Genomic DNA, 24,541 nt, shown 5'->3' on the forward strand with positions numbered 1-24,541 from the left:
CTTAATCTTTACCATTCAATTTCTTTATTAGCTAATTTGCTTAATAGTGCCTGAATTTCATGAATACGCTCTTCCGCTGTTGTATTATCTAGCGTAAATTTTAGACGAGTAGGGCCATCCAGTTGATAACGTTTGGCGTGGAGCTGAATCAGATTAATCAGGATAGCAGGATCAATTTTTGGTTGTTCGCCAAATTCCAGTTTACCTTGTTGCTGTGCGGCATTAATCTTGTTAATTCCTAACTGCGTTGCTAAAAGTTTTAGTTCAGTGACTAACAGTAAATTTTTAGCAGGCTGCGGTAGTAAACCAAAGCGATCTATCATTTCAATTTGTAAATCACGTAATTGCTGTTTATTTTTAGCATTGGCAATTCGCTTGTACATAATCAAACGGGTATGAATATCAGCAATATAATCGTCGGGAATAATGGCGCTTAATCGTAAGTCAATTTCTGGACCTTGCTGCACGGGCGTTGCCAACTCAGGAGTTTTACCTGCTTTTAGGTCGCTAACGGCTTTATCGAGCATTTCCATAAATAAGCTAAAACCAATCGCCTGCATGTTACCGCTTTGATCCTCGCCCAGTAGTTCACCAGCTCCCCGAATTTCTAAATCATGAGTGGCTAAAGTAAATCCGGCGCCTAAGTCTTCTAAAGAAACAATAGCTTCTAATCGTTTGACTGCATCAGAGGTTAATAATTTTTCATTGGGTGTTAATAAGTAGGCGTAGGCTTGATGGTGAGAACGTCCCACGCGCCCCCGTAGTTGATGGAGTTGCGCTAATCCAAATTTATCAGCCCTATCAATAATAATGGTATTTGCCGTAGGAATGTCGATTCCTGTTTCGATGATAGTGGTGCAGACGAGCACATTAAAACGGTGATGATAGAAATCGGACATAATTCGTTCTAGTTCACGTTCACGCATCTGTCCATGTGCTCCACGAATTTTTGCTTCAGGGACCAATAATTGCAAATCCTGACAGACGCGCTCAAGAGTTTGCACATTATTATGAAGAAAATAAACCTGCCCTCCACGTAAAATCTCACGCAGCATCGCTTCTCGAAGAATATAGTCACTCTTTTCCTGCCAGAATGTTTTAATGGCTAGCCTTTTTGCCGGGGGAGTTGCAATAAGAGAAATATCGCGAATGCCAGCCATAGCCATGTTTAATGTTCTGGGGATAGGGGTTGCCGTCATAGACAAAATATCAACATGGGTGCGTAAAGATTTAATATGTTCTTTCTGCTTAACACCAAAACGATGTTCTTCATCGATGATAAGGAGTCCTAGATTCTTAAAAGAAATCTCTTTGGAAAAAAGTTTGTGGGTGCCGATCACAATGTCAGTTTGGCCGCTCTTCAAAGAATCAATGACTTTCTCAGACTCTTTGCCACTACGAAAACGAGATAGTAGTTCAATATTAATAGGAAACTCGGCAAATCGATCGCGAAATGTTTCGAAATGCTGCGCAGCCAACAATGTAGTAGGAACGAGGACACAAACCTGTTTTCCATTTTGCACAGCAATGAAAGCGGCACGCATGGCAACTTCTGTTTTGCCGAAGCCTACGTCACCACAGATTAACCTATCCATGGGTCGTGGTGATTCCATGTCTTTAATAATTTGTTCAATTGCTCTTAATTGATCGGTTGTTTCAGCAAAAGGGAAACCACTGGCAAAACGTTGATAATCAGCGGAATTAAACTGATAAACGTAACCTGGTTTTGCTTCACGTTTAGCATAGACTTCAAGTAATTGCACCGCCACGTCATGAATTTTTTCGGCAGCTTTTTTCTTCTCTTTTTGCCATTGGTCGGAACCTAATTTATGCAAGGGTGCGTGTTCACTATCAACACCCGTATAACGACTGATTAGATGAAGGGAGGTGACCGGTACATAAATTTTGTCATCCCCAGCATAGGTTAAAACGAGAAATTCATTCATCGTTCCATTACTGTCCAGGGTTTTAAGGCCTTTATACCGACCTACGCCAAATTGTAAATGAACCACGGGTGTATCCATGCGCAGCTCAGCCAAATCGCGAATGATCAGATCGGGATCGACAGCTTTTTGGGTGCTTCGTCGTTGAGGAATAGCCTGTTCACCAAACAGCTGCGCTTCAACGATTACTGCAATTTGTTGATCAATGAGTTCGGTACCATAAATTAATGGACCTGTAGTAATACTAATGAGAGCGGAGTCCTCAAGGAAATCCTCCCAGGAAGCTTGTATTTTCGGTGTTATAGTAGCTTGTTTTAGCAAGTCCAACAAAACCTCGCGTCTTCCTGCACTTTCTACAACAATGAGAAAACGTTTATTTTTGTCTGCAATATAATCACTTAATTTTGCTAAGGGCTTTTCAGCTTGACGTTCAATAGGTAAAGAGGGCGCTTTTTCAATATTAAAATTAAAAACAGCTCCTTTTTTTTCTACGGTCTCATTATAACAACGAATTTGCTGGTATTGGTTTGCATAAGTCAGTAATTCTGTGGCCGTTAAAAAACAACGGTTAGGTTTAAGAATCGGACGTGTAATATCGTAGCTTCGCTGCTCATAGCGTGTTGCGACTTCTTGCCAAAATTGCTCCGCCTGTTCAGGAATTTCCCCAATGAGGAAGATGTTAGCATTTGCGGGTAGATAATCAAAAAAAGTGGCAGTTTGTTCAAAAAATAAGGGCAAATAGTATTCTATTCCTGAAGGGTATTGTCCTTCACTGACTGCTTCATAAACAGGGCATTGACTTGGATTGCCAGAAAATTGTTCTCTAAAGGCGCGACGAAATAAAGTGATACTTTGCTCATTTAGAGGAAATTCGCGCGCTGGCAAAAGTTGAATATTTGTAATTTTAGCAATTGTACGTTGTGATTCCGTATCAAATTGCCGTAGGCTATCAATGACATCATCAAATAACTCGATGCGAAAAGGCGTCGGGCTTCCCATGGGATAAATATCAATAATTGCTCCGCGGATAGCGAATTCACCATGTTCCAACACTTTGTTCACGCAGTGATAGCCGGCCTCCTGCAAATGATGTCTAAATTGTTCTAAATTAAGTGTTTGACCTTCTTGCAGAATTAACGCGTGGTGATGCAAAAACTGCGGTGGACATAAGCGATGCATCAACGTGCTTGCTGAACTGATAACTATCGCATTAGAGACTTGTTGCAAGCGGCTCAACGTAGCTAAGCGTTCAGAAATAATATCTTGGTGTGGTGAAAATTGATCATAAGGTAGTGTTTCCCAATCTGGAAAAAACAGCAATTCTGGGGCGTTTTTATCACTCAAAAAAAAGCGTAGTTCGGCCAATAGTTGTCCTGCACTTAGATTGTCTGGCGCAACTAAAAGTTTGATGCCTGCTTTTTGTTGACAGTATTCAGCTATTGCTAAAGGAAGACTGCAGCCATATAAATTTCCCCAAGTTTGTTTTTTATCAACTTTAGGGGGATTAAGTATCAGTTTGACCATGATGGGGCGAACACATGCTTTAAACTTCAAGGGGCAATAGTATACTACAAAGTGGGTTATAAAACATTGGACTTTATCTTGCTCTGCTTGCAGGGCATAGAATGATTGTCTCATTTTCTGTCATTCACGCGTAGACGGAATCCATTTCACAAAGAAAGTAAAGAATTTAATAGATGGTAGATTCCCGCTTGCGCGGGAGGACATAAGTAGCTGTTATTCAGGCACGCATTGAGGATTGCAGTTATTGGGATTAATGCTATTTGCATCACAGGCATTTTTTGCTAAGGCATTAGCTTGCTCTTGTGTTGGTGCAAAAAATGACCAGTGATCACCTTTTAAATTACTAACCACACAGTGCCAGCGGCCGGCAGCAACACCGTTATCAAAACATTGAGGATTGCAATTATTGGGATTAATGCTGTTTGCATCACAAGCATTCTTTGCCATTGTTTGAGCGCTTTCTTGAGTGGGAGCTGTAAAAGTCCAATGCTCCCCGCGTAAATTAGCAACATTACATACCCAGTTTGCGTGAGCTACAAAGGTAGTTAAGGATAATGTTGCAACAAGCCCCGCAAAAGTACCAATTTTCATAGTATTTCCTTATTTTATGATTAAAAACATTGACATGCTTATATCCGTCTCTTATACAAGAAATAGTATACCCTACTTTTTTAGAGTCTTAAATTTGGAGTTCCTATGAGTTTGACCTTGCTAAAGCTGGATGACATTAAACACTGTATTACCATGAAGGAAGCAATACAAGTAATGGAAGAAGCATTTATGCAATTAGCTAAAGGTAATGTTGTTATGCCGCTTAGAACCTCAATTCCTATTGAAAATAAAAATGCTTTAACATTGACTATGCCAGCTTATTTATCTGCTCATAATGCTTTGGGACTAAAAGTGGTTTCCGTTTTCCCAAACAACTCAAAGAAAAATCGCCCTAGTATTTACGGAAGCATTATCCTTTTAGATGCTGAAACCGGTGAAATAGAAGCCCTTATGGAGGGAACTTATTTAACAGCTTTAAGGACAGGGGCTGCTTCAGGTCTTGCAACAAAGTATTTTGCAAAGAAAGATGCCAGCCATGTGGCGATTATTGGCTCGGGTGTGCAAGCTGTTACCCAACTTGAAGCTATAGCTGCAGTGCGGGAAATAAAGCGAGTTTCTTTATGGTCACGTCATAAGGAAAATGCTGATTTATTTGCGGAAGCAATACAAGAGCATTTTGAGGTTAAAACCTATAAGGATGTGAAAGCAGCTGTTAAAGATGCGGACATTATATGTACAGCAACGGCAAGTAAAGAACCGCTTGTGCATTTGAAAGACATTAATCCGTCAGTTCACATCAATGCAATTGGTTCGCATTCAAAGGAAATGCGAGAGATTGCCAACGATGTTTTGGCAAAGGCTATTGTAATTATTGATCAAAAAAAAGCTGCACTTGCTGAAGCGGGAGAAATTATTAATGCAATTGAGAATAAGGCGCTGACGAAAGCCAGACTTAAAGAATTAGGGAGCATGATTCAAAAAAATTCGGCTTATTACCAAAAGAGAATGACAGTTTTCAAATCAGTTGGACTTGCAATTCAAGATATCAGCATTGCTCAAGCAGTTTATCGCAATGCAAAAATCAAACAACTTGGTACAAAATTCGAACTCTAGCATCTACAATGGTGAGCCTGATGTTAAAGCTAACCCAAGATAGCTAACAAGATAACTGGTAGAAAAGCCTGCTATTAGTCCAAATAAATGTCCTTCCCAGGAAACACCTTTTTTTCCCGGGAAGATCCCTAAAAAAATTCCGGCAAAATAATAAATGCTGATAATCCCAAGTATAATTGCAGTTACAGTCCCTTGTTGCAGAATATCACTTACCAATAATCCCCAATAGCCAGTAATTAATGAACTCGCTCCTATATGAATTCCAGGTTTGGCAAAACACCAAATTAAAAAGCCGCTCAGAACCGTAATCATTACTGTAACGTATAAAAAATAGGTTAATCCGTTAATGAGAATAAAATTACTTAATACCAATAATGGGATTGAATTAAAGAAAATATGATTGAAATTTGCATGCAGAAAGGGGGCAAACAGAATGCCGCTGAGGCCATAAAAGCGTCTCGGGATGATACCAAGATAGAGCAAGCGATTGTTTAAAAAAAGATTAATAAAATAAATCAGCCAAGGTATACACAAAATAATAATAAGTGTATTCATGTTGGCTTTTGTTTGTTCAATAATAATAGCCAAACTCTGATTAATTTCTTCAAGCATGTAAAATCTCTTTTATTGTTTCAGCAGTTTTTTATTGGTTTTTTGAGCTGGGTTGTTGGCGGGCAGAGCGGTAATTATTCGCACAGGAACAAACAGAAGCGGGTCAACTAAGGTTTGATTTAGAATCATTGACCAGTGTAGATGTGGTCCAGTGGCTCGCCCCGTTTTGCCAACGGTTCCAACTTGCGCTGCTTGCTCCAGATGATCACCAACTTTAACATCAATACGTTTTAGATGGGCATAGAGAGAAAATAGGCCCATACCATGGTCGACGATTACTGTATTACCTGTAAAAAAATACTCTTTTGTAGCAACGACATTTCCTTCAGCGGTGACATGAACTGGAGCATCCTCAGGAGCTCCAATATCTAAACCTGAATGGGGTGGCCATGGTTGATGGTTGTAAAATCGTTTTAGTCCAAAAAGACTGGTAATCGCCCCATGTGCTGGCGCTTTAAATCCACTAACAAAGGGATTGTTGGGTGTAAATTTTGCAAACAGTTTTGCCATCTCCTGATTTTCTTTATCAATGCGTTTTTTATCTTCTTCATACGGATTAACAAGACGATTATCAGTAATTGTCAGGTTTTGAGTTGCATAATATTTATCGGTGACATGAAAGGGAATTGAGGTTTTATAGGGTTTGGTCATTATAAGCTTTTGCACAGGTTCCATTTTGTCCAGAGGTATACCAACAATAAGTAGCCATTGATTGGGTTCTGAACTGGGAAGGACGGCAATTTTTTTATTGTCATAATAGATTTCAGGTTGCTGCTTAACGTCGATAGGGATAATGGTTACACCACCGTTAACCGAATGGTTTTCAGGCAAGTTATTTGAGGCTGCATACAAGGAACGAGTCAGCAAAAGTAATAAAGAAATAATTAGATATAAAAATTTAGAGCAATCCATCATTTATGGTCCTCTTTATTAATGATTTCACAATTTAAATGTCCTTGAGCTAAGCGTATATTAATCATGTCGCCTCTATTGACTTGCTGAACATTAAAAATAACTTTTTCATTAAAGGTTGCAATTGCATAGCCTCTCTCCAGTGTAGCTAAGGGACTTACTGCATGCAATGTAGCCAAGCGGGTCATGAAAGTTTGTTTTAATCTATTCAACTTTGCAGTAATAAGGTGTGTTAAATACTGTTCCAAAGATAGAACGCGATTTTGCGATTGTTGGAGCAATGTTCGTGGATTATTGGCGTGTAATTTGGTGAGTAATAGATGTAATCTGTTTTTTTGTTGGTTTAATAAACTATGCATTGCTTGATAGAGTTGTCGCTCTAAAAAGTCAATTGTCTGCCAATATTTAGCGATTAACTGCTGTGGCGATAAAATTTTACCCATGCGGTTAGAGAGTAAAAGTTGTTTATGTTGGGTAAGGCGACCAATCGATGAAATTGCACGTTGTTTGAGTGTTTGTAAGGAAGCTAGCAACTCAATTTGATTAGGGGTTACTGCTTCGGCTGCAGCAGTAGGTGTGGCAGCTCTTAAATCTGCGACAAAATCAGCGATGGTGAAATCAGTCTCATGGCCTATCCCTGTGACAATGGGAATAGTGCTTTTACTTATCGCCAAGGCCAACTGCTCATTATTAAAAGCCCACAAATCCTCAATGCTACCACCGCCTCTGGCTAAAATTAACACATCAGCCAGATTATCTTGATTTGCTTTTTTGATGGCTTTAATGAGTTGCTGGGCAGCATCTTTCCCTTGTACTTCGCTTGCATAGATTTTTACCGAGGCTAAAGGATAACGTCTTGCCAGAGTTGTTAAAATGTCATGCAATGCCGCCCCACTGGCAGAAGTAACAATCCCAATAACAGATGAAAAACGAGGGATATTCTTTTTTCTTTCCGCAGCAAATAATCCCAACGACTGAAGTTTTGCTTTTAACTCTTCGAATTGACGATAAAGTTCTCCCAGGCCGGCATCACTAAGGGAATGCACTATTAGCTGATAATCACCTCTTGCTTCATAGAGACTTAATTTCCCTTTGGCTAAAACTTGTTGCCCATCTTTAAAATGTTTGCTGTTTGCGTCATGATGATTCCGGAAATAAACACAACGCAATTGGGCTAAGTGATCTTTTAAGGTAAAATAAAAATGCCCTGAGCTTGGCTTACTTAAGTTAGATAACTCACCAAGGACAAGGAGCTCACCAATTTCATTTTCCAGAAAAGAACGTATTTGACGATTAAGTTGACTTACTGAAAGTGTGGGTAAATCTGATTGCATAAAAAATGAGAAAAGATGGAGTAATATTATATTTTAGCAATTAAAACTAGTAGGAAAAATAGCTGTTGTGCGATAAGCTTTATCAGTTTAATGGTTAGCTAAAAGGATCTAGATGATTGTTAGATGTGTTGTGGTTATCGCAAGCTTGGTCATAACTTCTTCCGTGATTGCTGAAACACTCTATGATGCTGTGCAGCATGGAATGATTTCAAATCCTGATGTCTTATTTAATACGGCTAAAGGATTAACTGCTCGACAAGGCGTTGATAAAGCTCGAGGAGCCTATTTTCCTACAGTAGATGTTACGGGTGGATTTGGTCGTGAAAAAAGTATTAACCCAACTACCGAAGCTATTGACGGTCCCGGGCAACGCATCTTAAACCGTGTCGAATCAAATATTGAATTCAAGCAAAATCTTTTTGCTGGAGGCGGTATTGCTAATGAGCTGAAACGTAATGTCTATCTTTGTGAAGCGCAAAAATTAAAAACACAAGGTATTGCCGAAGATTTGGCTTTGGATATAACCAATCGATATTTACTAGTCCTTTTGCATCAGCAACTCTATGTTTATGCTGTAAAAAACTATCAGGCGCATCGCTCTGTTTTTGCCATGATAAAAGAGCGAAGTGATGCAGGAATTTCTCGTGAGGCTGAGTTAGATCAAGCGGATGCCCGTTTAGCATTAGCTGAAGCTAATAAAATCAGTGCCGAAGCAAATTTACATGAAGCAAGAATTAACTATGCTAAAGCGGTAGGGAAATGGCCGGGAAAATTAGTTTGGCCTAAAATTCCTACGAATAGAGAGTTGCCTCGTTCCTTAGGTGAGGCTATCGAGCAAGGATTAGATAGTCACCCTACGGTGAAGTCTACATACGCCGATGTGAAAGAAGCCAAATCACAATACGAAGTTGCTCGAGCCAGTTATTATCCACGGGTTGATTTGGTTTTAAGCGCTTCGCAAAATCGTAATTTAGATGGTCTTGTTGGACCAAATAACGATAGACTGGCAATGATACGTATGAATTATAACGCGTTTCGTGGTGGTGCGGATGAAGCTCATGTGCGTGAAACGGCTTATCAAGTTCAGGAAGCTTATGAAATAAAAAATAAGGCATTGATTGATCTAAAAGAGTCTATTCGTTTATCGTGGAATGCCTGGATGGCAGCAGGTCTTAGATTAAAACCGTTAAGACAGCACGTCATTGCTTCAAGACAGACCCGTAGTGCTTATCAAGAGCAATTTAAAGTAGGTAAACGTACTTTACTTGATTTATTGGATTCTCAAAATGAATACTATCAATCAGAAATTGAATTTGTGCGAGGTAAAAATGATGAAATTTTTGCACGTTACCGTATTTTAAATGGTATGGGCAAATTACTCCCTTATCTCCATCTTAGATTGCCCGCGAATGTCGTTAATAACGATGTATTTAGTTCAGCTCAGACGCATATCTTGCTTAATAAGGAAATGGATAAAATACCTTATCCTGATACAACTGATGATGCGTTAGCGTTAGCTCATCCTGTGAAAAATATGAATACTACGCCACTGACCAAAGCGACTATTTATAAAAATACAACGACACCACCTATTGTCGCCCCCAGAGTCTGGTATGTTTCAACCGGGGTTTTTGCTCAAAAAGAAGAAGCTATCACTTTAGCAAAACATCTTAATAAGCTAGGTTTTAAGGCTTGCGTACAAATTATTAAAGGTTGTTTCAATGTAATAGTAGGTCCTTATGAATATCGTGGCCATGCAGCAAACGCCATGGAGAGACTAAAGGAAGTTGCTCATGTGCAGGGAGTACTGGTCACTTATAAGCAAATACCTAAACACATTTAGTCTGGCTGGCATAGTTTTACTTGTAAGCTTGCCTTTTGTGTCTGGGTATAGTTCTACACAAGAGAATCTGCCCTTATCTATTGAGCAAATAGATAAGGAGCAGCAAAAATACACGGGTGCCATAGCTCAGCGTTTTGCTGCCTGGAAAAAATTAATTTTAACGAATCGGAATGATGCTACCTTCAATAAACTAAAAGTAACGAACGATTTTTTTAATCAATTTATCTTTCACTATGAAGACAATACTCAGGGTGTAGAAGATTATTGGCAAACACCAGAAGAATTTATTGTCTCTGGGGAAGGGGATTGTGAAGATTTTTCCATTGCGAAGTATTTTACATTACTTGCATTAGGAGTTCCTATGCAAACTTTGCGAATTACCTATGTTAAATCTGTAAAACTTAATCGCGCACACATGGTTTTAGCCTTCTATGCAAAACCAAATGCCGAACCCCTGGTTTTGGATAATTTGGTGAGTGAAATTTTACCTGCTTCAAAACGACCGGATTTAATTCCCGTTTACAGTTTTAATGGTCAAGGACTTTGGTTAGCTAAACAGCGAAGTTCGGATAAATTTTTGGGCGACTCAAATCGTTTAACTAAGTGGCAAAGTCTTATTCAAAGAATGCAAAAAAGGTGATTTATGACATTAACACGGAAGATGTCTATAGCGGTTCTAAGCTTATTAATATTAATTTTTATTGGTTCATACCTTATCAGTTTAAATAATGAGCGAAACTATTTTATTCAACAAATGGGAAGCAATGCTCAGGATACAGCCACTTCATTAGGTTTGTCGCTTTCTCATGCACTGGTTAACCAAGATAAAGCCCTCATGCTTTCTATGGTGCAGGCTGTATTTGATCGTGGTTATTTTTCTTTGATTGAAGTTCGAAATATGGAAGGGAAGCTATTAATTTCGCGGCAACAACTTAAACAAAAAGAAAAAGTGCCTGGATGGTTTAAAAAATTTATTCAATTAACTCCCCCAGTGCGCTCGTCAATTGTCATGAGTGGCTGGAATCAAATCGGTGAAATTTTTGTGGCAACAGATCCGAATTATGCATTGAATGCACTGTGGGATAATGCCCGCGAGCTAATTGCCTGGTATGTACTGTTTGCTTTGCTTTCATTGTTCATCGTTTATCTTTTTATAAATTGGTTACTGAAACCTTTCAAACGAGTCACTGAACAGGCACAAGGAATTTGCCAGCGCCAATTCCCTATACAGGAACAGATTCCAAAAACACCCGAATTCAAAAAGGTTACTCTTGCTATGAATCAAATGGTGATGAGAGTAAAACGTATTTTCAAAGAGCAGTTAGAACAAATAGAAAAATTACGCGATCAGTCTTTCCAGGATTCCTTAACTAATATAGGAAATCGACGATACTTTTTACAACAACTTACCTCTTTGCTAAGTGATGAAGAGGAATTTACTCCCGGCTTTATAATCTTGGTTGCCGTAGATGGTCTCGAACGCTTAAATAAGGAATCAGGATTTCAGGAAGGGGATAAGGTGCTTTGCGATATTGCCAACGTATGTGCCAATTTTTGGCCCTCTGACACAATCATTAATCTATCCAGGATCAGCGGTAGTAATTTTGCATTATTAATAAAAGAAAGTGATGCCAACGAATTCGTAAAAAACTGTGACAAATTTAATGAAGAAATAAAAAAATCATTAAAAAGCTATCCATGCCAAGCTTTTGTAGCAGCAGTTCCTTATTCATTACATCAAACACCTACTGAATTGTTGATTGAAGCAGATAAAATTTTAAAACATTCAAGGAATGAAGCAAACAAGTTATCATTTAGTGCAAGTATAAATAGTTATGAGCCGACTATTACTGGCGAAGAAATAACAGCGGCTTTATCAACGTCAAAAATTTCTTTATATAATCAATTGATTGTTTCAAATCGAGACAGTTTTCATCGAGAAATTTTCGTACGACTTAACGAGAATGGACGCGAACTGTGTGCAGGCTATTTTATGCCTATAGCAGAGAAAGCTGGGAAAGCTCATTTGGTTGATCAGGCTGTTCTGAAGAAAGTGTTGGCAGAGAATCTCTTGACTCGTTTCACAATTGCTTTAAACCTTACAGCAGAGACGATTTTGAATCCGCAATATCGCGAAGATTATCTGGCAATGCTTGGAAAGATACCTATGAAGCATCGCAATAGGCTCCATTTGGAGATGAATGAAACGACAGTATTAAAAAATTTCTCAAAAGTATTGCTCTTTGTCAAAGCATTGCAAAAATTAAATATCAATGTCGGCATAGATCAAGTTGGTATTAATTTTTCACCAATGCATTATTTAAATGAGCTTCCAATTAATTACATCAAGTTACATGGCAGCCTATTTCATGACATCACGGAAAATGAAAATAAACAGTTCTTCATCCATTACTTTAACGAAATGGCAAAAACACTTGATATAAGTGTGATTGCCACATTCATCGAAAGAGAGGAGCAGTGGGAAATTTTACAAAAATTAGGGGTTACATGGGGACAGGGGAAATTTATAAGTGCCATTGAACCTCTAACAGATGTCACTACACACTAGATGGCTTACCAACCTTGGTAAGCGTCTTCTTTGCATTCAACACCCTCTTTGAGAGTGACTTTTTTTCCTGATAAGGCTGGAATTCGCTCACCGGGTAATATAATGCCGACTAAATTCAAGGGATCAGCGGCGGAAAAGCTAACACTCATTGCGTCAGGCGTTTTCTTTTTAATAGCGCGAACCGAGTCAACTGCATAAGGTAGGGCAAATTGCTCTCCCAGAAAACCACTGACAAAACGGCCTCCTCTAATCTCTCCCTGTGCTTCCAAACGACGAAAGACAATAAGTAAATCGCGCCAGCTGGAGATAATTTTCTCCCTTGCCAATAATTCACGAAAGAATATGCCATATCGTTTTAGTAAAACCCAACAGGTGGCCTCAAGTTGTCTATCTTTGGTTGTTATTTTTTTTCTATTTAATAGAGACCACCGACCGGTGGCATGTCTAAAAATGCTACGACTTCTTCTTCCTGTCCGACGATGAGGGTCTATCAATGCACGTAAATTATCAAAACCATCAGCAGTAATTAATCCAGCTGAAACCAACTCCCATAAACCTGCTTCAATTTCGGCCTTCAAATGATTGACTCCATCGGTAATATCTACAAAAAAAGAAGCCCCATTTTCTTTTAAATAAAAATAGATGTTCTGTGCAACATGACTTAGAGAGGGTTGTAGTTCATTCTCTAAAGGAGGCATGTTGCTCATCCAATCGGCATCTTCACGAATAAAAAAAGTAATTGGAGCCACACTGGTGGGGATTATACGTTTATATTTTAAAGAACCGGGGGAGGCGCTATTTTCTTGTACTGCTAATGCGGGATGAGGTGATAAACGTCCCCAACCTATTACCCCTGTCAAACAAAGGCGATCTAACATATCTGGGGTATAGTCTTTTACTCGTCTGGCAAAAATTTGCTTTTCCCAGGCATTGGCCGGAATCTCATAGCCTTGTAATTGTCTAATAGCTTCTAACAACCCGTGTTCGCCTTTTAATTCCGTACCGGGCATGACATGCTGCCAGTTTATTAGCCAACGCATAAATTGTGCAGCGGTTACGGGTTCAATTTCCTGGCGTAATTTGCCTAAAGTGAGGTTATGAATTCTGGCTAAAAGCCGCCGCTCACACCATTCAACTTGTTGTTGTTTTGTTGTTCTAAAGTAACCACGCAAAATTGATCCTGAAGATTCTAGATGAAGTAGTGCCTGTTCAATTTCAGCTTCTTTTAAACCCAGTGTATTAGCAAGTTCATGAGCGTGAATAGGCCCGGTATGTTGCATCCAGCCTCTTAACATTTGAACAATAGCAGCCTCACGCTCTAAAGATTGCTCCTTAATATCAGGTAGTGTGGTATCAAAAATTGCCTCAGGATAAATTTCAGCGAAGCTATGTTTTTTTTCTGTGGCTATCCAAAATTGCTTATTTGCAACAGAGGCTATACCTGCGCGATTCTGGTTGCTTAGTTGTTCGAAAAAAAGTTTCCATGCAGGAAACAGCGTATGTATATTACTCAAGTGAATATCGATTGGCAGGGCAATTAAACTTTGCAATGTGTCGTGTAATTCATCCGCATTTCTAATATCTGGCCAAGCCTGTTTTTGAACTTCAATAATGGCATCTGGATCAAGTGCGCCCACTTCACGTAAAACAGACTCTGGCAAAAAACGACGCATTTCTACCGCTCTGGCTCGCCTCTCTTCTAAGGGGGCATCATCAAGAAAAGCATAGGGATTTGCATTTAAAATTTCATGGGAAAACACAGAAGGTACAGGGGTGTCGATGGCCAAACATTGAATTTTTCCCTCGTTGATTCTTTCAAGAAGTTTAATAAGACCTTCGATATCAAGCGCTTCCGTGAGAGCATCTTTCATGGTTTCAATAATTAACGGATGTTTTGGAAGCTCGATGTCTTGCCCGGCTAGATTATCCTGACACGCAGCGGCGTCGGGAAATACAGCGGCTAATAAATCATCTGAAAGCATCCGCAGAATATTCGGGGGTATTTTTCTACCATTGCGAAAGCGTACCAAAGCTAGCGATCGGGTTGCCGCCCATCGCCAGCGCGTTGTAAAAAGAGGCGATTGCAAAATCGCTTGTGTTATCACCTCAGTAATTGAATTTGGATGTAAAAAATGAAAAACATCAGCTAAAGGAAAGCTATGCTGTTCAGCAAGAGCAATATTAATGCCGTCATCTGTCGCTGCTGCTTGTAATTCAAAATTGAACGAGCGACAGAAGCGCTTTCTTAAAGCAAGCCCCCACGCTTTGTTAATACGGGCTCCAAAAGGAGAATGAATAACAAGTTGCATACCACCTGACTCATCAAAGAAACGCTCAGCAATAATAATTTCCTGAGTTGGGATCGCTCCTAAAACGGCTCGTCCTTCCAAAATGTATTCAATAAGTTGCTCAGCCCCGGCATCATTAACTCCACATTGTTCTTTTAACCAGTTTATCGCGGCAGAAGCAGCAGATTGTTTTTGAATTTCTTCAACAGGAGAAAGAGTTAAAGGAAGCAATTCATCTATTTTTTTTCGTAAATAAGAAACTTGCAGGGAGAGTTCATCTGAGCGAGGGGGAGCTTCGCCGCGCCAGAAAGGAACGCTGGGAGGGGAGCCATGAGCGTCTTCGACCAGGACTCTTCCCTTGGTACTTTCTATTCGTTTAATTTTCCAGGAAGTATTGCCGAGCAGAATAATATCACCGCGATTGCTTTCAACAGCAAAGTCTTCATCCAAGGTACCTACCATAACTTCATTAGGCTCTGCGATTACCGTAAATAAACCATTTTCCGGAATGGCTCCGCCACTTGTAATGGCTGTTAAACGGCTGCCACGACGCGCTTTAACGATGCCATTAACGCGATCACGAAAGAGATAAGCACCGTATCGTCCGCGGGAGCCTGCAATACCATTAGCAAGCATCTCTAAAACAGAATCAAATTGTTCTCGAGAGAGGTTTTTATAAGGAAAACTTTTTTTAATTAGTTTAAATAATTCATCCTCATACCAATCATCTGTTGCGCAGGTTGCAACGATTTGTTGCGCTAAAATGTCTAGAGGTACCTCGGGAACCAGTAATTGATCTAATTCTTTGTTGCGAATGGCATGAACTAAGGCGGCGCATTCAAGTAATTCATCGCGTGTGGTCGCAAAAATTCTTCCCTTTGAAATAGCGCCATGCCAGTGACCTGAGCGACCAATGCGCTGCAAAGCAACAGAAATCAAACGAGGTGAGCCAAGTTGGCAAACAAGATCAACCGTACCAATATCAATTCCTAATTCCAAGGATGCTGTTGCTACCAGTGCTTTCAGTTCACCATTCTTTAATTTTGTTTCAGCTGCCAAGCGTAGCTTACGCGATAAACTCCCATGGTGAGCTGCCACTAACTCTTTTCCTAAACGTTCGGCCAGATGATGAGCAACACGTTCTGCCAGCCGTCTGGTATTAACAAAAATTAACGTAGAACGATTTTGCCTTGCTAGTTCTGCCAAGCGCTCATAAATCTCATCCCACATTTCATTGGATGCAACAGGGGCTAGTTCGCTGGAAGGAACCTCAATATGAAGTTCAAGTTGACGAGTATGACCAATATTGATAATCACTGGTTTAGGTCGATCATTTCCTGTAAGAAAATTAGCAACAATATTGATAGGTTTTTGCGTCGCTGATAGACCAATGCGAACGGGGGACTGAATGCTAATTGCTTCTAATCGTTCTAAGGATAACGAGAGATGTGTTCCCCGTTTATTGTTTGCTAATGCATGAATCTCATCAATTATGACAGTTTTTACATCTTTCAGAATAGTGCGACTTTTTTCAGCAGTAAGTAATAAATAAAACGACTCAGGGGTAGTTACTAAAATATGAGGGGGTTTTTTTAGCATGGCTTGTCTTTCACGAGGAAGCGTGTCACCCGTACGCACGGCAATTTGTATTTCCTCCATTTCATAGCCTTGTTCTTTCCCCAATTTGAAAATCTCAGCCAGGGGGCCGATGAGATTTTTTTGAATGTCATTTGTTAGTGCTTTTAATGGTGAGACATACAGCACTTGTGTTTGATTAGTTAATTCTTTAGCAATGGATTGACGTACTAGCTTATCGATGCAAACGAGAAATGCAGCAAAAGTTTTCCCCGAGCCCGTAGGCGCAGAAATTAAAGTGGTATTGCCTGCAAGAATCTGCGGCCAACCTTGTTCTTGTGGTTCCGTTGCTGAGATAAATTGCTTAACAAACCATTCGCGAACCAGAGGATGTGCCCAGGGCAGGCTGTCAGAATACGTTGAAGTCATAAAATACAGTATATGTGAAATTAACCTTTTATGCAGGCTAAAGGGGTTAAGAATGCAACTCGCCGTGCTAAACCGGCAAACTCCGTGGCTTCAACCACTTTATGGACATCTTTGTAAGCACCAGGTGCTTCTTCAGCGATACCGCGCATGGAGCTGCTACGAATATATATTCCTGCATGTCTCAACTCGTCAATAAGCGTTCTTCCTTGCCAGCGTTTTAACGCTTGTCGGCGACTCATTTGTCGTCCAGCACCGTGACAAGCAGAGGCAAAGGCATGATTTAAATCTGGTGGATTACCCGCTAATATAAATGAGCCTGTTCCCATACTGCCGCCAATACAAACTGGCTGACCCACCTCTTTATAACGTTTTGGTAAGGTTGGATGTTGCGGGCCAAAAGCACGCGTGGCTCCTTTACGATGAACATAGAGCATTTGTTCTTTGCCGTTAACGACATGTTTTTCTTGCTTGCAAGTATTATGAGAAACATCAAACAACGTTTCAAGATTAGCATGAGGAAGTATGTTAGCAACGGCTTCTCGCGTTAAATGGACAATAATTTGGCGATTAGCTAAAGCACAATTAATTCCAGCATTCATTGCTCCCAAATATCGTTGGCCTTCCTCTGAAAGAATAGGAGCACAGGCTAATTCTCTATCTGGTAAATGAAGTCCCAATTTGCTTGCTGCTTTTGCTAGCGAAACTAAATAATCAGAACCAATTTGATGACCTAAGCCACGTGAGCCGCAATGAATGGCGATAATAATTTGATTCTTGCTGAGGCCAAACGCTTTCGCTGCATTTTCATCATAGATCTGTTTAACAAGCTGAATTTCTAAATAATGATTACCGGATCCTAACGTGCCCATTTCATGTAATTGACGCTTTTTGGCATGGTCAGAAACATAGTTGGGGAGTGCACCATCGACACAACCATTTTCTTCAACATACTCTAAATCTTCTTTTTTGCCATAACCCTCACTAATTGCCCATTTCGCACCACCCAACATGACCTTATCCAATTCTTTGACAGATAAACGCAGTTTTCCTGTTGAGCCAACACCTGAGGGGACATATAAAAAAAGTTGTTCAGCCAAATCTTCAATGTGGGGCAAAATATCATCGAGAAAAAGATTAGTACGTAAGCAACGAATACCGCAAGAAATATCAAAGCCTACACCGCCGGCTGAAATAATTCCACCTTCATTAGCATCGAATGCGGCCACGCCACCAATAGGAAAACCATAACCCCAATGAGCATCAGGCATGGTCATAGCCTGACCAACTAGTCCAGGTAAACTCGCTACATTGATGATTTGTTCGCGGACTTTTTCATCCATAGCTGCTATTAATTCTTGGGTGCCATACATCATTACTGAATGAGGTTTTTCATCAGGCGCCCAACGATAGTCATCAATTCGTTTTATTTGTGACATATCCACAAGCAATCTCTCCATCTATGCTGTTAAACATCGACAACACATTTAGCTTCCCATATATTATTTATTTGTTTTACGGACAACATTGTCAAGGTAGCACCCTTTACATCAATTCCCCGTTCAATCTTTTCGTTCCATTGTTCGCCCTGAGCTTCGCCGTGCCATGTACTACCTGCATTTTCAACTTTAAAATGAGCCAATATTAAATGATGTTCCTGCGCGTTCGCGATTAGCAAATTCAGCCAGGTAACAAATGCTAATTCAATATCATTTTCTTCAAACACAAAAGAAATGGCTTTTTGAGTGGTGACTGTGGACAAATCTCCCATTAAAGCAAACATTGCTTTGGCGGCTTGTTCAAAGCTTTGTTCTAAAGATGAGCCTCTTCCAATAATGCCAATATCTGCATCGTGGTCAAAATAGTTTTGATCATTCATGGTGTAAAGTCCCTAATCTATTTCCTTGAGCCTGATGACAATCTACTGTTGTCATCAAAGTCCGTTCAGCCCAATTGTCGTTGATTTTTATCTAAGGCAAGGCGAAATGCCAGCTCATTGCTTTGGACAACTCTTCCAGCATGATTTCCCCACGAATACTATTTCCTTTGGGGTTGACTCGAGGACTCAGTACAACAATTCCGGCTTTACCTGGCAGTGCTGCAATTGTATATCCGGAAACACCACTTTTGGCTGGTATACCTGTTTTAACCATATGCGTGCCTGTTTCGTCATATAAACCGCAAGTAGCCATAATTGCTAAAGTAATTTTGCAAGTTTCCAGGGAAATTATTTGGCCGCCACCAACAGGATCTTTGCCACCGTTAGCAAGCAGTGTGGGTAAATAGAGCATTTGCTCAAGCTCTGCTTCATAGGAGCAGAGGGTAAAATATAAATCCAGCGTTTCGCTTACTCCGGCTCCTAAATTGTTTCTGCTTTTCAGTAAATAAGCGAGAGAGCGATTGCGATCACCAGTTCTTTTTTCAGAGGCAAAAACGAGAGGATTAATACTAAGCCGTTGATTAAAAAGTTTTTGTACCCAATGTTCTAACCAGGCAAATTGCTGTTCGCCAATACCTGGAATATGGGAGCATAAAGTAATTGCACCCGCATTTAACATTGGATTAGAAGGTTTAGGACCAAATTGCTCAAGACGAGTAATCGAAGCAAAATCGTCTCCTGATGGCTCGACTTTCACCCATTCAAACAGTTGCTCAGCACCAAATTCTTCAAGCAGGCCGATGAGAGTAATCATTTTGCCGGTACTTTGTAGGGTTACTGGGGCGAGAGGTTGATTGCTGTAGGATAACGATTCACCACCAAGGGTATGCACCGCTATGGCAGTAAGATCTTTATTAACATTCGCTAATTCAGGAATGTAATTAGCCGTATTGCCTTCCTGGCTGAGTTCTGCTTTGCTCACCAGTTGTTTCAAGAGATCAACAGTTATTCGATTCTGTGTCATAGACTCTCGGATAAAAAAAAGGGTTTGCATTATGCTAAATTTAGCACACTAATACAAATAAAAGAGCAAATATGAGATGAGGAATCGTTGCTTTTGTTTATAATTCCTGTCATTCCCACGAAAGTGGAAATTTATCCTCTAAACGGAGGAAAGAATAACTAGGATGGTTAGATTCCCACCTACGCAGAAATGACATTTTTTCTTGTTAGGGAAGAGATTCGCGCTAGTTCAAAGAGACAAAAACTCTCTTAATTTACCTCCTATGTCTGGTGCTCTCATAAGGCTTTCACCAATAAGGAAACAATGAATTTGATTGTTTAGCATGAGCTGGATGTCCTCGCGAGTATTAATCCCACTTTCGGTAATCATAATTTTATTTGCCGGGAGATTTTTAACTAATTCAATACTTGTGCGGATATCGGTTGTGAAGGTATGCAAGCTGCGATTGTTAACCCCCATTAATGGTGTCGGAAGTTCTATGGCTCGTTGCAATTCTTCAAGTGTATGGCTTTCTACTAACACAGCCATATTCAGTTCTTGCGCTAATTGGCAATAATCTCTAAGTTGATGATCGTCGAGCATTGCAACAATAAGTAGAATACAGTCAGCGCCCAGAAAGCGGCTTTCATAAATTTGATAAGGATCAATAATGAAATCTTTGCGTAGTACGGGTAAAACTGAATTTTCTTTAGCCACCGCAAGAAAAGAAGGATGGCCTTGAAAGAAATTAATATCAGTAAGAACGGATAAGCACCGGGCACCATTCTTTTCATAGATTTTAGCAATAGTGGCCACATCAAAATCAGCGCGAATCAATCCTTTACTTGGGGAGGCTTTTTTAATTTCGGCAATAATTGCAGGGTTAGCATTATTAAGATTAGCAATGAAGTCTCGGGGTAGGGGATTGTTGTGTTCCATTAAAACTTCTAACGGTAGATTTCGTTTGGCCAATTCAACTTCTAATTTTTTATGTTCTGCTATTTTATTGAGAATGCTATTCATATATTTGCCCTTTGTGGGTTAATTCTTTTAGTTGCTGGAATCGTCGTTGAGCCTCTCCGCTATCGATTGCTTCTTTTGCTTTTTCGATGGCATCAGAAAAACTCATTGAGGAATCAGCGCAATAAAGGGCAAGAGCGGAATTTAGGAGTACGATATCACGTGCTGGCCCTTGTTGTCCGTTGAATACACCTTTAGCTAACGCTAAGCTTTGCGTTGGTGAATCCACAATTATTTCGTCCAAACTTGAATGGAAGCAATTATAATCTTTTGGGTTAATGCTCCAATGACGCAATTGCCCATGCTGGTATTCCACTACATCAGTAATCGCTGAAATGCTGACTTCATCCATGCCATCGCGCGAATTAACTACAAGAGCATGTTCACTTCCCAGGTTGGCCAAGACATGTGCCAAAGGTTCAAGCCAGCGTTTTGCAAACACACCAACAACTTGTTTAGTAACTCGTGCTGGGTTAATGAGAGGGCCAAGAAGATTAAATAAGGTGCGAATGCCAAGTTGTTGGCGGGCATTACGGGCATGCTGCATTGCCTGGTGAAAATGTGGTGCAAATAAAAAACTTACTCCGCATTGTTGTATGCAATCTTTGAGCTGTTCATCACTGAGTTGCAATTCAAAACCCGCTTCTATTAATAGATCGGCACTACCACTGCGGCTTGAAACAGAACGATTACCATGCTTGGCTACGCGAACTCCTGCTGCTGCTACCACAAAACTACTAATGGTAGAGACATTAAAGGTATTTTTACCATCGCCACCAGTACCTACGATATCAATGAGGTCTTTTCCTAAATCAATAGGATGCGCAAGCTCCATCATTACTGTTGCCGCGGTGGTTAATTCTTCTGTGGTTTCACCTTTCATGCGCATTAAAGCTAAGAAGGTTGCGATTTGTACATCAGTTAATTCACCGCTCATGCAAGTGTGCATAAAATTTTGCATTTGCGAAGTCGTTAAATCTTTACCCGCAATTAATTGCTCAAAAAGTTTCGTTGTATTCATGTTCTAAAAAATGGGTTAGTAATTGTAAACCATGTTCGCTCAGAATGGCTTCCGGATGGAATTGTAGACCATAAAGTGGGTATTGACGATGAGAAATAGCCATAATTGTGTCGTCAGCCCATGCATCAATGGAGAAACAAGAGGGAAGCGTCTTCGTATCGATAGCAAGCGAATGATAACGTGTTGCTTGAAAGGGACTCGGCAAACAGCGAAAAAGACCTTGTTTATGATGCAGGATCGCAGACGTTTTTCCATGCATAATAGTTGGGGCCTGGATAATTGAGGCACCAAACGAATAAGCTAAACATTGATGGCCAAGACAAACCCCTAAAATTGGAATTTGTTGATGGAAATGCTCAATTACAGCAAGTGAAATACCAGCTTCTTGCGGGCCTTTAGGGCCGGGAGAAATAACAAGATATTGCGGTGCTAGCTGCCTGATTGTCCGAATATCGATGTTGTCATTGGCATAAACCATGACTTGTTGACCTAGATATTGAAAATATTGCACCAGGTTGTATGTAAAAGAATCATAATTATCAATGATGAGTAACATAAATTCCTGAGTTAAAAGAAAACAATGAAATGCGTTGGGGATACTTATCAGCTACAAAGAAAACTCTTCACCTAAATAAACGGCTCTGACCTGTTGATTACGTAGGATTGCCTCAGGCGTTCCTTCACAAAGAATTCTGCCCTGACTGACAATGTAAGCGCGTTCACAAATGTCTAAAGTCTCACGAACATTATGATCAGTAATTAATACACCGATTCCTTTATCACATAAATGAAGAATAATTTTTTTAATATCTAGAACGGAAATGGGATCAACGCCTGCAAAGGGTTCATCTAATAAAATAAACGTAGGTTCAATCGCTAAAGCTCGAGCAATTTCAACACGACGACGTTCCCCCCCCGAAAGACTCATCCCTAAGCTTTTTTGAATGTGAGAAATATGAAATTCCTGCATTAATTCTTGTAATTTTTCTTGGCGCCCTTGGTCGTCCAAGTCCTTGCGTAATTGTAAAATCGATAAAATGTTATCAGCAACTGACATTTTCCGAAAGACTGAGGCTTCTTGGGGCAAATAGCCAATACCCAAGCGTGCTCGTTGATGCATCGGAGCTTTGGTAATATCCTGCTCATTAAGTATAATTTGGCCTTCATCACAAGATTGCAGACCAACAATCATATAAAAGCAAGTTGTTTTACCGGCGCCATTAGGACCCAATAATCCTACGCATTCTCCACGACGAATATTGATACTAACGTCGTTAACAACCGTACGTGTTTTAAAAGATTTTTTTAAATGACGCGCTAACAATTCACTCATGATTTTTTCTCAGGATGAATAATAATGGTGGTGCGATTTTTAGTGTCACCCTTAGAAATAACATGTTGCTTTTCTGTATCATAGCTAATTTTGGGACCTGCAAAAGAGTTATCTCCTTGAGTAATTCGTGCGTTGCCAATTAATTCAACCAAGTGACGCTCAGGATAATAACGAATCATATCTGCATAAGCATGTAATAAGGGTTTATTAAGAGCAGTCTGCGTCCAATAATGGGCTTGTTCAGTCTCATCCCCTAAAGCAATTGCCAGAATTAATTTATTTTGCTGATTGCCTTCAGTAATGGCTTTGGCGGCACGCAGGTGCGTGGTTCCCTGATTAAACTCTACTCTGCCAACATACTCGCCACGGTGTGTTTGTTGATTGAGATCCGCAGAGTCGGCAGCGAGTTCGGCAATTTTTTCTCGATCGTCAGGCATGGCAAAACTGGTTATGTTAACTAGGATTAGCAAGAAAAAAATGACTAAACTCGTTATTTTATCCATTTCGTGGCTCATAGGTTGCATGTGCTCTGCTTAGTTGCACGCGTTTATCGGCCAAATAGGCTTTCATTCCCTGAGAGTGTACGATACTTCCAGGTTGCTCAAAGCTTACAGCAAGTTCAGACATTGCCAATTTTTCTTTAGGAAAATAAACGAGTTCTTCCGTTTTCATTGTACTTTCCTGAGTGTGTTCACCTTTATTCTGATGAACAATCACATTATGGATAAACGTAATCTGTTCTCCGCCATGAATAGCTCTGGCTGTGTCTGAATGAATTTGCCAGGCAGGTTGTCCAGGTTGAACAATCATAATTTGCGGCATTTTTAACAAGTGTGTATTTTCTGCCGGGATATGCTGCATTTCAGGCGTTTGTAAATAGTTTATTAAGGCACCCTGCTCATCAAAACGACGCACTGTTAAATTAGTTACAATCGTATCAGCGGATTGGGATAGTGTTTTGTCATCCAACTTGTTGATAACGTTGGAGCTGGCAAAATACCACCCGGAGCAGGCAAGTGCTATAAGGACACAAAATAACCAGGCAGCTTGTTTAGCAGCGTTCATGAGGCTAAATACCTTGCAAATGCCTCTTCTTGTTTATTCTGTGCATTTAAAATGAGTTCACATACTTCACGTACTGCACCTCTGCCCCCAGTTTTTTCGGTCTGCCAGTCAGCAAATTCTTTGACCTGACTTACAGCATTGGCAACCGCGATTCCTAATCCCACTTGTTGGATGATTGGTAGATCAGGTAAATCATCACCAATGTAAGCAAATTCTTCACAATTAAAGCCAAGACGAGCTTTAAGTTGTTCAAAAGCACTTCGTTTATCGACTTGTCCAGTAAAATAATGCTGAATACCAAGTTGTTTCATACGATTGTCAATAACAGCATTGACCGAAGTTGTAATAACAGCGACCTGAATATCTGCAGCCATCAGGAATTTTAAACCCATGCCATCTTGAACATGAAAAGTTTTTAATTCGTTGCCAAAATTATCGATATAAAGAAGACCATCAGTTAGTACACCATCTACATCACAGATTAAGCATTTGATTTTTTTTGCTTTTTCAATTAATTCATTCATTTTAT

General features: G+C 40.0%; 20 protein-coding genes. 4 read left to right on the forward strand and 16 right to left on the reverse strand.

Annotated features, from left to right (window positions below; all coding sequences use genetic code 11):
• Positions 1 to 8: 8 nt before the first annotated feature.
• Entirely contained in the window at positions 9 to 3,467 is a 3,459-nt protein-coding gene (mfd, locus tag PXX05_RS03595) for a transcription-repair coupling factor (RefSeq protein ID WP_275089691.1), read from the reverse strand.
• Positions 3,468 to 3,680: 213 nt separating this feature from the next.
• Positions 3,681 to 4,058, reverse strand: a complete 378-nt coding sequence (locus tag PXX05_RS03600) for a hypothetical protein (protein ID WP_275089692.1) — start codon at positions 4,056 to 4,058, stop codon at positions 3,681 to 3,683.
• 105 nt (positions 4,059 to 4,163) lie between these two features.
• Between PXX05_RS03600 and PXX05_RS03605 the strand changes: the two genes are divergently transcribed.
• The gene (locus tag PXX05_RS03605; RefSeq protein WP_420844627.1) at positions 4,164 to 5,132 is read left to right on the forward strand and encodes an ornithine cyclodeaminase family protein; all 969 of its coding nucleotides are present in this window, start codon (positions 4,164 to 4,166) and stop codon (positions 5,130 to 5,132) included.
• 3 nt (positions 5,133 to 5,135) lie between these two features.
• Here the strand turns inward: PXX05_RS03605 and PXX05_RS03610 are convergent, their stop codons facing one another.
• The 3 genes from PXX05_RS03610 to xseA are packed head-to-tail and all read right to left on the reverse strand — an operon-like array spanning position 5,136 to position 7,990.
• Positions 5,136 to 5,744, reverse strand: coding sequence for a rhomboid family intramembrane serine protease (locus PXX05_RS03610; protein WP_275089694.1), 609 nt, complete (start codon positions 5,742 to 5,744; stop codon positions 5,136 to 5,138).
• Between the two features lie 12 nt (positions 5,745 to 5,756).
• Positions 5,757 to 6,659: a peptidoglycan DD-metalloendopeptidase family protein gene (locus PXX05_RS03615; protein WP_275089695.1), complete on the reverse strand. Its 903-nt coding sequence runs from the start codon at positions 6,657 to 6,659 to the stop codon at positions 5,757 to 5,759.
• Positions 6,656 to 7,990, reverse strand: coding sequence for an exodeoxyribonuclease VII large subunit (gene xseA / locus PXX05_RS03620; protein WP_275089696.1), 1,335 nt, complete (start codon positions 7,988 to 7,990; stop codon positions 6,656 to 6,658). The genes PXX05_RS03615 and xseA overlap by 4 nt, the downstream gene beginning before the upstream one ends.
• Before the next feature lie 112 nt (positions 7,991 to 8,102).
• Here xseA and PXX05_RS03625 point away from each other — a divergent pair, with 112 nt between their 5' ends.
• The 3 genes from PXX05_RS03625 to PXX05_RS03635 are packed head-to-tail and all read left to right on the forward strand — an operon-like array spanning position 8,103 to position 12,402.
• Complete coding sequence (locus PXX05_RS03625) at positions 8,103 to 9,833, forward strand: TolC family outer membrane protein (RefSeq protein ID WP_275089697.1); 1,731 nt, start codon at positions 8,103 to 8,105, stop codon at positions 9,831 to 9,833.
• A gap of 37 nt (positions 9,834 to 9,870) precedes the next feature.
• Entirely contained in the window at positions 9,871 to 10,473 is a 603-nt protein-coding gene (locus tag PXX05_RS03630) for a transglutaminase-like cysteine peptidase (protein WP_275089698.1), read from the forward strand.
• 3 nt (positions 10,474 to 10,476) lie between these two features.
• The gene (locus tag PXX05_RS03635; protein ID WP_275089699.1) at positions 10,477 to 12,402 is read left to right on the forward strand and encodes a bifunctional diguanylate cyclase/phosphodiesterase; all 1,926 of its coding nucleotides are present in this window, start codon (positions 10,477 to 10,479) and stop codon (positions 12,400 to 12,402) included.
• A gap of 5 nt (positions 12,403 to 12,407) precedes the next feature.
• Here the strand turns inward: PXX05_RS03635 and PXX05_RS03640 are convergent, their stop codons facing one another.
• From PXX05_RS03640 to PXX05_RS03690, 11 genes are all read right to left on the reverse strand, one after another.
• The gene (locus tag PXX05_RS03640; protein WP_275089700.1) at positions 12,408 to 16,694 is read right to left on the reverse strand and encodes a DEAD/DEAH box helicase; all 4,287 of its coding nucleotides are present in this window, start codon (positions 16,692 to 16,694) and stop codon (positions 12,408 to 12,410) included.
• 20 nt (positions 16,695 to 16,714) lie between these two features.
• The gene (locus PXX05_RS03645; protein ID WP_275089701.1) at positions 16,715 to 18,136 is read right to left on the reverse strand and encodes an RtcB family protein; all 1,422 of its coding nucleotides are present in this window, start codon (positions 18,134 to 18,136) and stop codon (positions 16,715 to 16,717) included.
• Positions 18,137 to 18,159: 23 nt separating this feature from the next.
• Complete coding sequence (locus tag PXX05_RS03650; RefSeq protein WP_275089702.1) at positions 18,160 to 18,570, reverse strand: archease; 411 nt, start codon at positions 18,568 to 18,570, stop codon at positions 18,160 to 18,162.
• A 91-nt stretch (positions 18,571 to 18,661) separates the two neighbouring features.
• Positions 18,662 to 19,594 (reverse strand): glutaminase A, encoded by a 933-nt coding sequence (gene glsA, locus PXX05_RS03655; RefSeq protein ID WP_275089703.1) that lies wholly within the window; start codon positions 19,592 to 19,594, stop codon positions 18,662 to 18,664.
• A gap of 228 nt (positions 19,595 to 19,822) precedes the next feature.
• Positions 19,823 to 20,596 (reverse strand): indole-3-glycerol phosphate synthase TrpC, encoded by a 774-nt coding sequence (gene trpC / locus PXX05_RS03660; protein ID WP_275089704.1) that lies wholly within the window; start codon positions 20,594 to 20,596, stop codon positions 19,823 to 19,825.
• The gene (gene trpD / locus PXX05_RS03665; protein ID WP_275089705.1) at positions 20,589 to 21,614 is read right to left on the reverse strand and encodes an anthranilate phosphoribosyltransferase; all 1,026 of its coding nucleotides are present in this window, start codon (positions 21,612 to 21,614) and stop codon (positions 20,589 to 20,591) included. Before trpD ends, trpC begins: the two co-directional genes overlap by 8 nt.
• Positions 21,592 to 22,170, reverse strand: a complete 579-nt coding sequence (locus PXX05_RS03670; protein ID WP_275089706.1) for an anthranilate synthase component II — start codon at positions 22,168 to 22,170, stop codon at positions 21,592 to 21,594. The genes trpD and PXX05_RS03670 overlap by 23 nt, the downstream gene beginning before the upstream one ends.
• 51 nt (positions 22,171 to 22,221) lie before the next feature.
• Positions 22,222 to 22,947, reverse strand: a complete 726-nt coding sequence (gene lptB, locus PXX05_RS03675; RefSeq protein WP_275089707.1) for an LPS export ABC transporter ATP-binding protein — start codon at positions 22,945 to 22,947, stop codon at positions 22,222 to 22,224.
• Positions 22,944 to 23,450, reverse strand: a complete 507-nt coding sequence (lptA, locus tag PXX05_RS03680) for a lipopolysaccharide transport periplasmic protein LptA (protein WP_275089708.1) — start codon at positions 23,448 to 23,450, stop codon at positions 22,944 to 22,946. The genes lptB and lptA overlap by 4 nt, the downstream gene beginning before the upstream one ends.
• Entirely contained in the window at positions 23,443 to 24,012 is a 570-nt protein-coding gene (gene lptC / locus PXX05_RS03685) for an LPS export ABC transporter periplasmic protein LptC (protein WP_275089709.1), read from the reverse strand. Before lptC ends, lptA begins: the two co-directional genes overlap by 8 nt.
• Positions 24,009 to 24,536 carry a KdsC family phosphatase gene (locus tag PXX05_RS03690; protein WP_275089710.1) on the reverse strand — a complete coding sequence of 176 codons (528 nt, stop codon included), beginning with the start codon at positions 24,534 to 24,536 and terminating at the stop codon, positions 24,009 to 24,011. The genes lptC and PXX05_RS03690 overlap by 4 nt, the downstream gene beginning before the upstream one ends.
• Positions 24,537 to 24,541: the final 5 nt, after the last annotated feature.

Origin of the sequence: Legionella cardiaca, from assembly GCF_029026145.1 — a bacterium.
Taxonomy (GTDB): domain Bacteria; phylum Pseudomonadota; class Gammaproteobacteria; order Legionellales; family Legionellaceae; genus Tatlockia; species Tatlockia cardiaca.

Coding starts and splice junctions, on each gene's coding strand:
- mfd (WP_275089691.1), bottom strand. CDS start 3,467: ATGGTCAAACTGATACTTAATCCCCCTAAAGTTGATAAAAAACAAACT.
- PXX05_RS03600 (WP_275089692.1), bottom strand. CDS start 4,058: ATGAAAATTGGTACTTTTGCGGGGCTTGTTGCAACATTATCCTTAACT.
- PXX05_RS03605 (WP_420844627.1), top strand. CDS start 4,164: ATGAGTTTGACCTTGCTAAAGCTGGATGACATTAAACACTGTATTACC.
- PXX05_RS03610 (WP_275089694.1), bottom strand. CDS start 5,744: ATGCTTGAAGAAATTAATCAGAGTTTGGCTATTATTATTGAACAAACA.
- PXX05_RS03615 (WP_275089695.1), bottom strand. CDS start 6,659: ATGATGGATTGCTCTAAATTTTTATATCTAATTATTTCTTTATTACTT.
- xseA (WP_275089696.1), bottom strand. CDS start 7,990: ATGCAATCAGATTTACCCACACTTTCAGTAAGTCAACTTAATCGTCAA.
- PXX05_RS03625 (WP_275089697.1), top strand. CDS start 8,103: ATGATTGTTAGATGTGTTGTGGTTATCGCAAGCTTGGTCATAACTTCT.
- PXX05_RS03635 (WP_275089699.1), top strand. CDS start 10,477: ATGACATTAACACGGAAGATGTCTATAGCGGTTCTAAGCTTATTAATA.
- PXX05_RS03640 (WP_275089700.1), bottom strand. CDS start 16,694: ATGACTTCAACGTATTCTGACAGCCTGCCCTGGGCACATCCTCTGGTT.
- PXX05_RS03650 (WP_275089702.1), bottom strand. CDS start 18,570: ATGAATGATCAAAACTATTTTGACCACGATGCAGATATTGGCATTATT.
- glsA (WP_275089703.1), bottom strand. CDS start 19,594: ATGACACAGAATCGAATAACTGTTGATCTCTTGAAACAACTGGTGAGC.
- trpC (WP_275089704.1), bottom strand. CDS start 20,596: ATGAATAGCATTCTCAATAAAATAGCAGAACATAAAAAATTAGAAGTT.
- trpD (WP_275089705.1), bottom strand. CDS start 21,614: ATGAATACAACGAAACTTTTTGAGCAATTAATTGCGGGTAAAGATTTA.
- PXX05_RS03670 (WP_275089706.1), bottom strand. CDS start 22,170: ATGTTACTCATCATTGATAATTATGATTCTTTTACATACAACCTGGTG.
- lptB (WP_275089707.1), bottom strand. CDS start 22,947: ATGAGTGAATTGTTAGCGCGTCATTTAAAAAAATCTTTTAAAACACGT.
- lptA (WP_275089708.1), bottom strand. CDS start 23,450: ATGGATAAAATAACGAGTTTAGTCATTTTTTTCTTGCTAATCCTAGTT.
- lptC (WP_275089709.1), bottom strand. CDS start 24,012: ATGAACGCTGCTAAACAAGCTGCCTGGTTATTTTGTGTCCTTATAGCA.
- PXX05_RS03690 (WP_275089710.1), bottom strand. CDS start 24,536: ATGAATGAATTAATTGAAAAAGCAAAAAAAATCAAATGCTTAATCTGT.